Here is a 13,653-nt window from a genome sequence, read left to right on the forward strand (position 1 = left end):
GCATTCCCATGTCACGATCGTGATATGGATGCCGTGTTGTGGATCGTGCTGGGCGTGGTGCTGGCGGTCGCTGAGATCTTCACGGCGACGCTCTTTCTGATCATGTTCGCGGTGGGTGCGTTCGCCGCTGCCGGTGCCGCCGCGCTCGGTGCCCCGGTGGCGGTGCAGGCGGTGGTCTTCGCCGCCGTGTCGGCGCTGACCGTGCTCGCCGCGCGACCGGTCATCCAGCGGCACAAGCAGACGGCCATGGAGAGCGGCGACACCGCCTTCGGCATCGAGGCGATCGAGGGCTCGACGGCACTGGTGCTCGAGCGGGTCGACTCCGACCAGGGCATGGTGAAGATCGACGGCGAGGTGTGGAGTGCTCGCGCCTACGACGCCACCCAGGTTTTGGCACCCGGCGAACGGGTGCAGGTAATCCAGGTCAAGGGAGCGGTGGCTCTGGTCTGGCGGGATGTCGCGACGCCGGGCGAGCTACCCGAATCGGAAAGGTGAACGGATGGAATTCGTGTTCCCCGTCCTGTTGATAGGTGTTGCCCTGATCGCGGTGATCACCCTGGCCAAGGCGTTGCGGATCGTGCCGCAGCAGCGGCAGGACGTGGTGGAGCGACTCGGCCGGTACAAGCGCACGCTGAACCCGGGCCTGAACCTGCTCGTACCGTTCATCGACTCGGTACGCACCAAGGTCGACATGCGTGAGCAGGTGGTCAGCTTCCCGCCGCAGCCGGTGATCACCTCGGACAACCTGGTCGTGTCGATCGACACCGTCCTCTACTTCAAGGTGGTGGACTCGGTCCGCGCCACCTACGAGATCTCCAACTTCCTCCAGGCGATCGAGCAGCTCACCGTCACCACGCTGCGGAACGTGATCGGCTCGCTGGACCTGGAGCGCGCGCTGACCAGCCGCGAGGAGATCAACCGGCACCTGTCCGGCGTGCTGGACGAGACCACCGGCCGGTGGGGCATCAAGGTGACCCGGGTCGAGATCAAGGCCATCGAGCCGCCGCCGAGCATCCGCGACTCGATGGAGAAGCAGATGCGCGCCGAGCGTGACCGCCGGGCCGCGATCCTGAACGCCGAGGGCCACAAGCAGTCGCAGATCCTCTCCGCCGAGGGTGAGAAGCAGGCCGCGGTGCTGCGCGCCGACGGTGACCGGCAGGCCCGCATCCTGCAGGCCGAGGGCCAGGCGAAGGCGATCCGGACCGTCTTCGACGCCATCCACCAGGCCAACCCGAGCCAGAAGGTGCTCGCCTACCAGTACCTTCAGGCGCTGCCGCAGATCGCCAACGGCACCGCCAACAAGGTGTGGATCGTGCCGGCGGAGCTGACCAAGGCCCTGGAGGGCATGGGCGGCGCGTTGGGCGGGCTGAGCCAGATGGTCGGCGACGTGCCGAGCAAGGCGGCCTCCGACGACGCCAGCGCGGTCGAGCGCGAGGCCGCCGAGGCGGCACAGGCCGCCGCCGCGGCGGCGCAGGAGATCCACGACGAGGTACGCGTCGCCGAGGCGCAGGCCACGGGCGGGAAGGGCCCGCAGGGTCTGCCGGCGCCGGAGCCGGTCTCCCCGGCCAGCCTGCTCGCCGACCCGGCCGACCAGCGCGAGCGGGGCTGACCCACCAGCCGGCCGGGCTCCACCCGGCGCCCGGCCGGCGCCCGTGGTCTTCCGCGGTGGAGTCCGCCATTGCGACGTAACGGCGCTGTCCGGCCGGGCTCGATCCCGTCGTTTCGGCGGAACGGGATCCGGTTCGGGTAAATGCGAGAATCGCTCATGAGGCGCCCCGGTGCCTGCCACGATCGGTCCTAGGGCCGGTCTGGCCAGGCATCGGGGCGCTTTCGCGCGTCCTGGGGCGTTGTCCGTGGACGAGCGAGGGGTGACCGATGGAACCGCTGCGGCGCTTGTGGTCCACGCCGGAGATGCGGGGGGCACACGACCCCGCCGGGCCGCTGGGCACCCGTCGTACCGGCGGCGGGTTCGGCGTGCTGCCCTTCGTCGACGAGCCCACACCACCCGGGCCCGCCACCAACGCCAGCTGGGCCTGGTCGCTGCGGCGGCTGGCCCGCGCCGCGGTCTGGCTGCTGCCGGCGTACGCGATCCTCTACGGCGCGGTGGCGATGGCCAGCGACGGCGGCGTCGGCAACGACCCGTATCCGGCCGACGGGCGGGCGCTGTACCTCATCGGTTGGGTGGCCGCGGTCTGGCTCGGCCTGCTGGCCCTGCTCGGTCTGACCGGCCTGCTCGCCGCCACCCGCAGCCGGCACCCGGCCGTCGCCGGGCTGCTGGTCAGCATCGCCGGCACGGTACTGATGCTGCCGTTCGCCGGGCTGGCCGAGCAGACCCCGGTCTTCGGCACCACCGCCCGTACGCTGGTGCTGGTCGGCGCCGCCTGCTACAGCGTGGGTTGGCTGCTCACCGGGTGGGCGGTGGCCCGTTCGGGCATGTTCAGCATCGGGGACGGCGCGATGCTGATGATCGCCAGTCCGCTGCTCGGGTTGGGCGGGGCGCTGATCGGCTCCCTGCAGACCTTCGGGGCGATCTTCGTACTGATCGCCGGCATCGGCATCTCCTACCGGTCCGGCCGGCTGATGCCCCGGGAGATCCTGCGCGACGCCACCAGCGCCAGCGTCGCCACCGCCGGTCCGCTCGGCCCGGCGGGACCGACCGGCCCGGTCGGCCCACCCGGTGCCGGCCCGCTCGGCGCCGCCTGAACGAGACGGCGCCGCCTGAACGAGACGGCGCCGCCTGAACGAGACGGCGCCGCCTGAACCAGACCTGCCGCCCCGAGCCGGCCCCGGCCTCGCCGACCCCTCGCCGCTCGTCGTCCGAGCAGCGGCGCGGCTCACCGCTGGCATGGCCCCACCGAGCGCGGCCCGTCCACCCTGCGGGCCGCTTTCGGTGTGCCGACGGGCAACCCTGGTCGGAACCGGGCGGCCGCACCGGGACTGAACAGCCGCCACCGGGCGGTTTCCGACCAAGGTTCGCTTTGGTGGGGCTGAGCAGCGGAAAGAGCGCTGGCAACTTGCCGTGAGTTGGCTGACAACCCGCCGGTGAGGGTGGTCGGAAGGTGGCTTTCGCGGCAATCCTGGTGACCATGGCCACCCCTACGCCGCTGTCGCGGCTGCTAACCGTGCTGCTGACCGGCGTACTCGCCGGGTTGGTACTGGCGGTCGCCGCGCTGCCGGGCAATCTGCTGCTCGGCTTCGCCGCCCAGGCAGCGCTCGGCAACTACGCGGCGTTGCCGGACGCGCTGCGTACGCCGGCCACCCCGCAGCGCTCGTACCTCTACGCCAACGACGGCAAGACGTTGATCACCACGTTCTACGACGTGAACCGGACCGACGTGGAGCTGGCGGAGATCGCGCCGGTGATGCGGCAGGCGATCGTGGCCGCCGAGGACCGGCGCTTCTACGACCATGGCGGGGTGGACCTGCGCGGCATGCTGCGGGCGCTGGTCACCAACGTCAGCGAGGGCGGCACCGAGCAGGGTGGCTCCACGCTGACCATGCAGTACGTGCGCAACGTGCTCAAGACCGACCCGAATCGCACCGCCGAGGAGCGGGACGCGGCCACCGCGCAGACCGTCGGGCGCAAGGTTCAGGAGATCCGGTACGCCAACGCACTGGAACAGCAGCTCAGCAAGGACGAGATCCTCAACCGCTACCTGAACATCGCGTACTTCGGGTCCGGGGCGTACGGCATCGCCGCCGCCAGTCAACGCTACTTCTCCAAGGCGCCGGCCGCGCTGACCCTCGCCGAGGCGGCGTTGCTCGCCGGTCTGGTGCAGGCGCCGGAGGCGTACAGCCCGATCGACGGTGACGCCGACGCGGCGCTGGCCCGGCGGGCGTACGTGTTGGATTCGATGGTCGCCACCGGGGCGGTCACCGCGGAGCAGGCGGCCCAGGCCAACGCCGAGAAGTTGGCGCTGCGCCCCAGCGAGCAGGCCAACGGCTGCGCCGCCACGGCCAGCGGCCGCGACGGGTGGGGCTTCTTCTGCGACTACCTGCGCCGGTGGTGGGTCGACCAGCCGGCGTTCGGCGACACCGTGGCCGAGCGCGAGCAGGCGCTGCGCCGGGGCGGCTACACCGTGGTCACCACCCTCGACCCGAAGCTGCAGAAGACCGCGCAGCAGCAGGCCACCGGCGTGTACGGCTACGACAACCCGCGGGCGCTGCCGATCGCCGCGGTCGAACCCGGCACCGGCCGGGTGCTCGCGATGGCGGTGAACCGGCACTACAGCCTCGACGCCAACCCCGACGGCCAGGGCAACTATCCGAACACCGTGAACCCGTTGATCTCCGGTGGCGGCAGCGTCGCCGGCTACCAGGCGGGCTCGACGTTCAAGCTGTTCACCATGCTCGCCGCGCTGGAGTCCGGCCGTACGCTGTCCACCGGCTTCGACGCGCCGAGCCGGCTGCCCACCCGGTACGCGGCCGGTAGCGACGACAGCGCCTGCAACGGGCAGTGGTGTCCGGCCAACGCCAACCCGCAGTGGATGGACGGCTACCGGATGATGTGGGACGGCTTCGGTCGCTCGGTCAACACGTACTTCGTCTGGCTCGCCGAGCAGGTCGGCCAGGACAAGGTGGTCGAGATGGCCCAGCGGCTGGGCATCACCTTCCGGGCCGAGGCGGACGCGAACTTCGCCGAGAACAACGCCGCCAACTGGGGTGCCTTCACCCTCGGCGTGGCTGCCACCACGCCGCTGGACCTGGCCAACGCGTACGCGACCGTGGCGGCGGAGGGCACGTACTGCGCGCCGTTGCCGGTGGTGTCGGTGACCGCGCCCGACGGGCAGCGGTTGCCGGTCGGCGACCCGTCCTGCCGGCAGGTGCTGGACCCCGACGTGGCCCGCGCCGCCACCGACGCGGCCCGCTGCCCGGTGGGTCAGCAGTCCGCGTTCGGGCAGTGCAACGGTGGTACCGCCACGGCGGTGAACCGGATCCTCGACGGCCGCCCGGCGGCCGGCAAGACCGGTAGCTCCGAGAATGCCGCCACCGAGACCTTCGTCGGCTTCACCCCGCAGGTCGCGGTCGCCGGCATCGCCGCCAACCCGGACGACCCGACCGACCTGGTCGGCAGCGCCGTGCAGGCCCGGGTGATCGACGCGGTCGCCCGGATCATCGCCACTGCCGTCGACGGCCAGCCGGAGCAGGCGTTCACCGCGCCCAGCCGGGAGTTGGTGGGTACCCCCCGCCGCCCGGTCGAACGCGACCCCCGCACCACCGACAGCCCCCTGTCCGACCTCCGCCGCTGGTTCCAGAACCGCGGCTGACCCCGCCGCCTTCGCCCCGTTGATCATGAGGTTAGCGGCACTGGCGGCGATCATCTTCGCCGCCAACCTCATGATCAACGGTGCGGAGGTGGGCGGAGGCGGGGTGGGGGTGGGTGGAGGTGGGCGGAGGCGGGGTGGGGGTGGGTTAGCGGCGGGGGCGGTAGGTGGCTACTGCGGAGGGGAGACCGCGGCGGATGATGCCGGCCCAGTCGGTGTCGCCGCGCAGGACCGCGGCGGCGGTCTTGCGGGCCTGCTCGGCGGTGAAGTGCGGCGGCATCATCAGCTCGGCGGGATCGACCAGGGCGTTGATCACCGTGGGGCGGTCGGCCCGGAGGGCGCGGTCCCAGGCGTCGGCCACCTGATCCGGGTGGTCCACCAGTTCACCGCGCAGCCCGAGTACGTCGGCCCACCGCTCGTAGGCGATGTCGGGTAGCTGCTGGCTGTCGGGGAACATCGGGGTGCCCTCGGTGGAACGCTGTTCCCAGCTGACGAACGCCAGATCCCGGTTGTTGAGCACCAGCACCACGAACCGGGGATCGGCCCAGCCCCGCCAGTACTTCGCCACCGTGATCAACTCGTTGACCCCGTTCATCTGCATCGCCCCGTCGCCGATCAGCGCGACCAGCGGGCGGTCGGGGTGCGCGAACTTGGCCGCCAGCGCGTACGGCATGGCTCCGCCCATGGACAGCAGGGTGCCCGACAGGCTGGCCAGCATCCCCGGACGGACCTTGATGTGCCGGGCGTACCAGGCGGTGGTGGTGCCGCAGTCCACGGCGAGCATCGCGTCGTCGGGCAGCCGCTCGCTGAGGCTGGCGAAGAGCAGCTGCGGGTTGACCGGGTCGGCGTCCTGTTCGGCCAGCTCGCGTTGCGACTGCCGCCACGCGGCGGTGGCACCGGCGATGGTCTGCCGCCAACGGGTCGGGCCCGGCCCGGGCCCCAGCTCGCGCAGCAGCGCCCGCAGGGTCGGCGCGGCGTCGCCGGTCAGGTTCACCTCGGTCGGGTACCGCAGGCCCAGTTGGGTGCCGTCGTGGTCGATCTGCACCGCCCGAGCCTGGCCGGGCGGCGGGTAGAACTCCGAGTACGGCATGTTGCTGCCCACGATCAGCAGCCGGTCGCACTGGTTCATCAGCTGCCAACTGGGTCGGGTACCGAGCAGCCCGATGGCGCCGGTCACCCACGGCTCCCGGTGGTCGACCACGGTGAACCCGAGCAGCGCCGTGGCCACGCCCGCGCCGAGCCGGTGGGCCACCTCGCGTACCTCGTTCTCGGCGCCGATCGCGCCCTGGCCGACCAGCATGGCGACCCGCTCGCCGCCGCGCAGTACCTCGGCGGCCTGGCGTACGTCGGCCTCCGGCGGCACGGTCGGACCGCTGCTCGGCACGCTGCTGGTGTGGTAGTAGCCGTGCGCGTGCGGCGGGTTCGGCATCGCGGCCAGGTCCTGCACGTCCAGGGGGAGGACCAGGGCGGTCACGGTACGCCGGGCCAACGCCGTCCGGCACGCCCGGTCGACCAGGTGCCGCACCTGGGACGGGTGGTCCAGCTGGGCGAGGAACGCCGCCGCCACGTCCTTGTAGAGGGCGAGCAGATCCACCTCCTGGTAGTAGCCACCCCCCTCGGCGGTCAACGCGGTGTGCCCGACCAGGGCCACCACCGGCTGGTGGTCGAGCTTGGCGTCGTAGAGGCCGTTGAGCACGTGGATGGCACCCGGCCCGCTGGTGACCAGTACCGCGCCGAGCGGCCCGCCGCCGTACTTGACGTGCGCCGACGCGGCGAAGCCGGCGGTCTCCTCGTGGCGTACCTGGACGAACTGCGCCTGCTCGTGGGTGCGTTGCAGGGCGGAGGTCATCCCGTTGATGCCGTCGCCCGGGTAGCCGAAGTAGCGGCGGACACCCCAGCAGGCCAGCCGTTGCACGACGTGGTCCGCGACCGTGGCGTCGCGGGGCAGGGGCCACGGGTCGGCCGGTACGAAACTGCCGGGCTGGTCTGCGCTCACCTGGATCGCCTTTCCGGGTCGGGCCGCCGAACGGTCGGGCCGCCGAACGAGCGTGGCCCGACTTCCCGTTCCCACCCGGACAAAACCCCGGTACGCGGGACGTCAGTCGAGTCGCGGTGCGGCTGGTCAGGCTGGCCGGGACGATGACTAGAGTTGCCGCATGGGGTGGGCCGGGGACGGGCAGTCGGAGCATTCGCGACGTCGGCAGCTGGTCCACCGTTATGTCGACCGGAAGGTGATCTGGCGGGTACGGATCTACGCCGCGGTGTTCGCCGCGACGCTGGTCGTCACGGTCGTCGACGTGCTGCTCGCCGGTGGCTGGACCTGGCTCCGGGCGCTGGTGGGGATCGTGGCCGGGGTGGTCGTCGGAGTCGCGGCGAGCCGGATGACGCGGCTGCGGTGGAACGAGTTCGAGCAGCGAGTTGTCGGCAGGATCGATGCGATCGGCCTGGTCGTGCTGGTCTGCTACCTCACGTTCAGCATTCTCCGCGCCCGCATCGTCGGGCTGTGGGTACCGGCCGCGCAGGTGGCCGCGACGAGCATGGGCCTGCTGAGCGGTGCGATGCTCGGGCAGATCCTGGGCATCCGTCGAGGGCTGCGCCTGCTGGCCCGACGGCTGCTGGCCTGGCCCGTCGAGCCGACGACGCCCGCTGGGCGGTAGCCGACGACGCCCGCCGGGCGGTAGCCCGTGAACACCGGTCGGGTCAGGGGCGGAAGCTGGCGCGGTACTCGGTGGGCGTACGGCCGGTCAGTTCCTGGAAGGCGGCGTTGAACGCCGACAGGGAGGTGTATCCGACCCGGTGGGCGATCGTGGTCACCGGGGTGTCGGCGGCGGACAACTCCTCGATGGCGCGCAGTACCCGCATCCGGCGCAGGGTCGCCCGCCAGGTCATCCCGGTCTCCGTGGCGAAGCGCCGGGCCAGTGACCGGGGCGCGAGGCCCACCTCGGCGGCCACCTCCTCGAACCGGATCTCACCCCCGAGTCGTTCCCCGGTGAACCGGAGGGCGTGGCGCAGCAGCGGTGAGCGTCCCGCCGGCAGCACCACGGGACTCGGCTGCTCGGCCAGCCGCCAGGTCACCGCCGCGAGCGCGGCGAACAGCGTCTCGGCATATGCGGTGAGCGGCTCCTCGCTCGCACCCCACTGGCCGCACTCGGCGAGCAGCGCCCGCGCCAGGGGACTGAGGTCGAACACGGTCAGCGGTGCCGGCGGCGGCGTGGTGAAGGCGGTGTCGAACAGTACCGACGCCGTGGTGGCCGGCTGCGGGAGGTCGACCCGGACCGGGTGCCCCGCCTCGATCAGCGCGGCCCGGGCCGGCGGCAACAACCACACCCGGTCCGCCGCCGCCAACCGCAGCGCGCCGGTGGAGGCACAGAGCAGGTAGTGCCGGTCGACGCAGAGGTCGCGCGCCGGCTGCGCGGAGAAACCGCGGACGAAACTGTACGCCTTGCGGCTCATCGGTCACCTCGCCTCGGGCAGGTCGTCGCATCGTCGGCCGGGACCGGTCAGGCGACGGTCTCGCACAGCTCGGCGCGGAACCGGCGGCTCACCGGAGCACCGGCCATCATCGGCCGCAGGGCCGCGCCCGACCGGGCGAAGGGTGCCGAGGTCAGATAGCTCTGGAAGGACGCCTCGTCCGTCCACTCGTGCACGATGCTGACCCGGGTGTCGTCCTGCCGGCAGGCGTACACCCGGAAGGCCAGGTTGCCGGGCATCGCCCGGACCTGGTCGCGCTCGGCGTCGAGGCGGGCCAGGGCGACCGGGCGGTCGGTGGCGGCGACACTGAAGTCGACCATGGCGATGATCACGGGGTACCTCCGGGGGTGGGCGGCGGCTGCCGCGAACGGACGCCTCCGATCCTCGCCCCGCCGGCCGCCGCCGCGCCGCCGCCAGTCGGACACGTTCCCGCTCCCACCGGCCGCTGGCCGTCCGGCAGCCGGGAACTCAGTGCCGCTTGGTGTGTTCGAGGAAGGAGCGCCAAGCGGGCGGCGCGAAGATGAGTGCCGGGCCGTCCGGGGCCTTGTGCCGGGGCCACCCCACGCCTTCCCCCGCGCCGGGCGGCCCCGGGTCCAACACTCGCGGCGAGGCAAGGCATCAGCATGCCTTGATATGTTATCGCTCACACGATACGTTCCGATGTGGGAGTCAGGGCACGCTCGACCCGCCCTCGCCGGTCCGGGATCCCGGTGAGTGGCCGACCGCTACGTCGACTCAGCCCGCACCTCCCGCGCGTCCGTGCGACGCGGAACGGAGCAACATGATGGTGAGAACCAGATCCCTCTTCGGGCCCGCCGCCCTCGCGGCGCTGCTCGTCCTGGCCTCGGGAGCCGTGGCCCTGGGCGCCGGCCCCGGCGCCAGCGCGTCGGCCAACGACGTCGGCACCCTGGCGGCCACCGCCGGCTGCGGCCGGGCACCCGGACTCAACAGCGGAACGCACACCATCCAGAGCAACGGCAAGAGCCGCAGCTACATCCTGCGGATCCCGGCCAACTACAACAACAACAACCCGTACCGGCTGGTCATCGGCCTGCACTGGCGCGGCGGTACGGCGGTGGACGTGGACACCGGGCAGACCGTGCAGCGCGACACCTGGTCGTACTACGGGCTGCGGCAACTGGCCAACAACAGCACCATCTTCGTGGCACCGCAGGGGCTCAACAACGGCTGGGCCAACTCCGGCGGCGAGGACGTGACCTTCATCGACGACCTGCTGCGGCAGGTCGAGGCGAACCTCTGCGTGGAGACCACCCAGCGCTTCGCGCTCGGCTTCAGCTGGGGCGGCGGGATGAGCTACGCGCTGGCCTGCGCCCGGCCCAACGTGTTCCGCGCCGTCGCGGTGTACGCCGGTGGGCAGATCAGCGGTTGCAGCGGCGGCACCGGCCGGATCGCCTACTTCGGGGCCCACGGCATCCGGGACGGTGTGCTCGGCATCTCCGGCGGGCGTTCGCTGCGCGACCGGTTCGTCAACAACAACGGCTGCACCCCGCAGAACCCGCCGGAGCCGACGCAGGGCAGCCTGACCCACCGCACCACCACGTACTCCGGTTGCGCGGCGGGCTACCCGGTGGTGTGGGCCGCGTTCGACGAGGGTCACATCGCCGCGCCGCAGGACGGCGCGCCCGGTGACAGCGGCTCGCGGACCTGGCTCCCGGCCGAGACCTGGCGGTTCTTCACCCAGTTCGGCGGCAGCACCCCGCCGCCGACCAGCCCGCCGCCGACCACCCCGCCGCCGACCGGCACCGGCGCCTGCCGGGTCGCCGTCACGGTCAACGCCTGGAACAACGGCCTGACCGAGGACATCACCATCACCAACACCGGCAGCAGCACCGTCAACGGCTGGTCGCTGGTCTTCACCCTGCCCGGCGGGCAGACCATCACCGGCGGCTGGAACGCCAGCTACTCGCCCACCTCGGGGCAGGTCACCGCGCGCAACGTGTCGTACAACGGCAGCATCGCGCCCGGTGCCTCGGTCGGGATCGGCTTCCAGGCCACCCACACCGGCAACTCCGCCAGACCGTCGTCGTTCACGCTCAACGGCGCCACCTGCACCATCGCCTGACCGGCGGCGCCGAGCCGACGGCCCGGGTCGCGGAACACGACGCGGCTCGGGCCGTCGCCCGTCCCCGAGCAGGGGCCCCGCTCCGCCCCGGACGTCGAGCGGTGCCCTTCCTTACACTCGGCGGGTGCCTGTGGAGCTGATCACCGAGCCGGACGACGAGCGGATCGCCGACTACCGTGCGTTGACCGACGTGGAACTACGGACCCGCTGGGAACCGCCGCACGGGCTGTTCATCGCCGAGGGGGAACTGGTGCTGCGCCGGGCACTGCGGGCCGGCTACCCGGCCCGGTCGTACCTGGTCGACGCCAAGCGGGTCGACCAACTCGCCGACCTGGACACCGGCGACGCCCCGGTGTACGCCGCCACCCCCGAGGTGTTGCGCGAGGCCACCGGCTTCCATGTGCACCGGGGGGTGCTCGCCTCGTTCCGGCGTACCCCACTACCGCCCGCCGCGCAGGTGCTGGCCACGGCCCGCCGCGTGGTCATCCTCGAAGACGTGAACAACCACACCAACCTGGGCGCGATCTTCCGGGCGGTCGCCGCGCTCGGGGTGGACGCCGTGCTGCTCTCGCCGTCCTGCGCCGACCCGCTCTACCGGCGCAGCGTACGGGTCAGCATGGGCGAGGTGTTCGCGGTGCCGTACGCGAAGCTGGAGCCGTGGCCGACGGCGCTGACCGACGTACGCGACGCCGGTTTCACCGTACTGGCGATGACCCCCGCCCCCGACGCGGTGCCGATCCAGCGACTGACCCCGGCCCAGCGGAGCCGGGCCGCGCTGCTGCTCGGCGCCGAGGGCGCCGGGCTGACCGCCACGGCGATGGCGGCCAGTGACGTACGGGTGGTGATCCCGATGCGTCGCGGCGTCGACTCGCTCAACGTCGCCGCCGCGACCGCCGTCGCCTGTTGGGAGCTGAGCCGCGACGACGACCCCGCCTGAGCTGGCGCCCGACCGTATCGGCCGGTCGGCCGGCGGTTACCGGAACCGGAGTAACGGACGGTAGCGTGTCGCGGGTGTTCCCTACCGTCCGTGAGGTCCTCGCGTTGGACCCGGTCCGCCACGGTGCGCCGCGGCTGGTCGCCGGGGAGGCCGGGCTGGACCGGCCGGTGCGCTGGGTGCACGTGACCGAGGTGCCGGACATCGCCACCCTGCTCGGCGGTGGCGAACTGGTCCTCACCACCGGCATCGGACTGCCCGCCGACGACGCCGGCCTGCGGGCCTTCATCGGTGACCTGGCCGGCGTCGGTGTCTCCGGGCTGGTGGTCGAGCTGGGCCGCCGCTACCTCAGCGGGGTACCGAGGGTGATGGCCGCCGCCGCCGGACGGCACGGGCTGCCGCTGGTCGAGCTGCGCCGGGCCACCCCGTTCGTCCGGATCACCGAGGCGGTACACGCCCTGATCGTGGACGCCCAGCTCACCGAGTTGCGCGCCACCGAGGAGATCCACCAGCGGTTCACCGAGCTGTCGGTGGAGGGCGCCGACCCGGACGAGGTGGTCCGGCAGGCCGCCGAGCTGTCCGGTTGCCCGGTGGTGCTGGAGAACCTGTCCCGCCAGGTGCTCGCGTACGACCCGGCGGGGGAGAGCGCCGAACTGCTGCTCGACGGCTGGGAGCAGCACTCCCGGCGGATCCGGCCGACCGGGCGCACCGCGTACGACCCGGACAGTGGCTGGCTGGTGACCATGGTCGGCGCCCGGGGCGAGGACTGGGGGCGGCTGCTGCTGCGCTGGCCCGGCAGTGGTGGCCTCGGTGTGGGCGGCGACGACCTGAGCGGGGTGGACGGCACGGGAACGCCGCCGACGCGGCTGACGATCCTGGTCGAGCGGGCTGCCTCGACGCTCGCGTTGGGGCGGCTGATCCGGCGCGATGCCGAGGGCCTGGAGCGGCAGATCCACCGTACCCTGCTCACCGCGCTGCTGGACCGGTCCCGGCCGGTGGACGAGGTGGCCCTGCGCGCCCGGGCGCTGGGTCTGGTGCTGGACCGCCGACACCTGGTCGGCGTGGTGGTCCGGCACCGGGCCGACAGCCCCACCGGCGATCCCGGCGCCGGCGGGGAGTGGGGACTGGCCGATGTCGACCCCGGTCCGGCCCGACTGCGCGACCTCGCCGAGGCGGTGGGACAGGCGATGCGGGATGCGAACCTGACCGCGTTGACCAGCGCGGTGGACGATCACGCGGTCGGTGCGCTGCTCGCGCTACCCGATGCGGCCGGGGAGGATCGGGCCCTGGCTGCCTTTGCCGCCGCATTGCGGCGGGGCCGCCCCGACAGCCGGTCGGTCGACGCAGCGGCTCGGACCGGCGGCCCGGCCTACCCGGGTCGTCCCGGTGGCGATGCGGCTGACGCCGGGCTGATCGTCGCCGCCGGGTCCGGGGTGGCCAGTCTGCGGGAGGCGGGCCGGTCGCTGATCGAGGCCCGCCAGGTCGCCGAGGCGGCTCGGCGGGACCGGCGGGACCTGGCGATCTTCCGGTTGCCGCACGTCGGGCTCGCCGGCCTGCTGCATCTGTTGCGCGACGAGCCGCGCCTGCAAACGTTCGTCGAACGAGAGCTGGGTGCCCTGCTGGCGTACGACGCCCGCCACCCGCGCGAACAACTGCTCGGCACCCTGCGCGCGTACCTGGAACAGGGTCGGAACAAGTCGGCGGCGGCTGCCGCGGCCCACCTGTCCCGCCCGGCCTTCTATGAACGGCTGGCCCGCGTCGCCCGAGTCCTGGAGGCGGACCTCGACTCCGTCGAGACCTGCCTCTCCCTCCACGTAGCCCTCCTCGCCCTAGACACCATCCGCACCCCCTAACCTCCCACCCCACCCCAGACGTTGTTGATCATGAAGTTGTTGTCATTC

At 72.5% G+C, this 13,653-nt stretch carries 11 protein-coding genes; 8 read left to right on the top strand and 3 right to left on the bottom strand.

Features of this window, described 5'->3' with window-relative positions; all coding sequences use genetic code 11:
* Window positions 1-24: 24 nt before the first annotated feature.
* The 4 genes from D2L64_RS06165 to D2L64_RS06180 all read left to right on the top strand — a co-directional run bounded on the left by D2L64_RS06165 (window position 25) and on the right by D2L64_RS06180 (window position 5,267).
* Window positions 25-495, top strand: coding sequence for an NfeD family protein (locus D2L64_RS06165; protein ID WP_119573735.1), 471 nt, complete (start codon window positions 25-27; stop codon window positions 493-495).
* A 4-nt stretch (window positions 496-499) separates the two neighbouring features.
* Window positions 500-1,609, top strand: a complete 1,110-nt coding sequence (locus D2L64_RS06170) for an SPFH domain-containing protein (RefSeq protein WP_119573736.1) — start codon at window positions 500-502, stop codon at window positions 1,607-1,609.
* Between the two features lie 266 nt (window positions 1,610-1,875).
* Complete coding sequence (locus D2L64_RS06175) at window positions 1,876-2,703, top strand: hypothetical protein (protein WP_119573737.1); 828 nt, start codon at window positions 1,876-1,878, stop codon at window positions 2,701-2,703.
* 383 nt (window positions 2,704-3,086) lie between these two features.
* A complete protein-coding gene (locus tag D2L64_RS06180; protein WP_119573894.1) occupies window positions 3,087-5,267 on the top strand; it encodes a transglycosylase domain-containing protein in 2,181 nt (726 codons plus the stop codon).
* Window positions 5,268-5,412: 145 nt separating this feature from the next.
* Here the strand turns inward: D2L64_RS06180 and D2L64_RS06185 are convergent, their stop codons facing one another.
* Window positions 5,413-7,260, bottom strand: coding sequence for a thiamine pyrophosphate-requiring protein (locus D2L64_RS06185; protein ID WP_119573738.1), 1,848 nt, complete (start codon window positions 7,258-7,260; stop codon window positions 5,413-5,415).
* Between the two features lie 160 nt (window positions 7,261-7,420).
* Between D2L64_RS06185 and D2L64_RS06190 the strand changes: the two genes are divergently transcribed.
* The gene (locus D2L64_RS06190) at window positions 7,421-7,921 is read left to right on the top strand and encodes a hypothetical protein (protein ID WP_119573739.1); all 501 of its coding nucleotides are present in this window, start codon (window positions 7,421-7,423) and stop codon (window positions 7,919-7,921) included.
* Between the two features lie 43 nt (window positions 7,922-7,964).
* On the opposite strand, the gene D2L64_RS06195 is transcribed toward D2L64_RS06190, so the two are convergent.
* Complete coding sequence (locus D2L64_RS06195) at window positions 7,965-8,717, bottom strand: helix-turn-helix transcriptional regulator (protein WP_119573740.1); 753 nt, start codon at window positions 8,715-8,717, stop codon at window positions 7,965-7,967.
* Window positions 8,718-8,764: 47 nt separating this feature from the next.
* A complete protein-coding gene (locus D2L64_RS06200) occupies window positions 8,765-9,067 on the bottom strand; it encodes a putative quinol monooxygenase (protein WP_119573741.1) in 303 nt (100 codons plus the stop codon).
* A gap of 452 nt (window positions 9,068-9,519) precedes the next feature.
* On the opposite strand from D2L64_RS06200, the gene D2L64_RS06210 reads away from it, so the two are divergent.
* The 3 genes from D2L64_RS06210 (at window position 9,520) to D2L64_RS06220 (ending at window position 13,605) form a co-directional block, all read left to right on the top strand.
* The gene (locus D2L64_RS06210) at window positions 9,520-10,818 is read left to right on the top strand and encodes a cellulose binding domain-containing protein (protein WP_199714440.1); all 1,299 of its coding nucleotides are present in this window, start codon (window positions 9,520-9,522) and stop codon (window positions 10,816-10,818) included.
* A 124-nt stretch (window positions 10,819-10,942) separates the two neighbouring features.
* Window positions 10,943-11,755, top strand: coding sequence for a TrmH family RNA methyltransferase (locus tag D2L64_RS06215; RefSeq protein ID WP_119573743.1), 813 nt, complete (start codon window positions 10,943-10,945; stop codon window positions 11,753-11,755).
* A 74-nt stretch (window positions 11,756-11,829) separates the two neighbouring features.
* Window positions 11,830-13,605 carry a PucR family transcriptional regulator gene (locus tag D2L64_RS06220; RefSeq protein WP_456080975.1) on the top strand — a complete coding sequence of 592 codons (1,776 nt, stop codon included), beginning with the start codon at window positions 11,830-11,832 and terminating at the stop codon, window positions 13,603-13,605.
* The last annotated feature ends 48 nt before the right edge of the window (window positions 13,606-13,653 follow it).

It is taken from the genome of Micromonospora radicis, assembly GCF_003583405.1.
In the GTDB taxonomy this organism is placed as follows: Bacteria; Actinomycetota; Actinomycetes; order Mycobacteriales; family Micromonosporaceae; genus Micromonospora; species Micromonospora radicis.

Excerpts from the sequence above, each read along its gene's own strand:
- D2L64_RS06165 (WP_119573735.1), top strand. The coding sequence starts at position 25 with ATGGATGCCGTGTTGTGGATCGTGCTGGGCGTGGTGCTGGCGGTCGCT.
- D2L64_RS06170 (WP_119573736.1), top strand. The coding sequence starts at position 500 with ATGGAATTCGTGTTCCCCGTCCTGTTGATAGGTGTTGCCCTGATCGCG.
- D2L64_RS06175 (WP_119573737.1), top strand. The coding sequence starts at position 1,876 with ATGGAACCGCTGCGGCGCTTGTGGTCCACGCCGGAGATGCGGGGGGCA.
- D2L64_RS06180 (WP_119573894.1), top strand. The coding sequence starts at position 3,087 with ATGGCCACCCCTACGCCGCTGTCGCGGCTGCTAACCGTGCTGCTGACC.
- D2L64_RS06190 (WP_119573739.1), top strand. The coding sequence starts at position 7,421 with ATGGGGTGGGCCGGGGACGGGCAGTCGGAGCATTCGCGACGTCGGCAG.
- D2L64_RS06195 (WP_119573740.1), bottom strand. The coding sequence starts at position 8,717 with ATGAGCCGCAAGGCGTACAGTTTCGTCCGCGGTTTCTCCGCGCAGCCG.
- D2L64_RS06210 (WP_199714440.1), top strand. The coding sequence starts at position 9,520 with ATGGTGAGAACCAGATCCCTCTTCGGGCCCGCCGCCCTCGCGGCGCTG.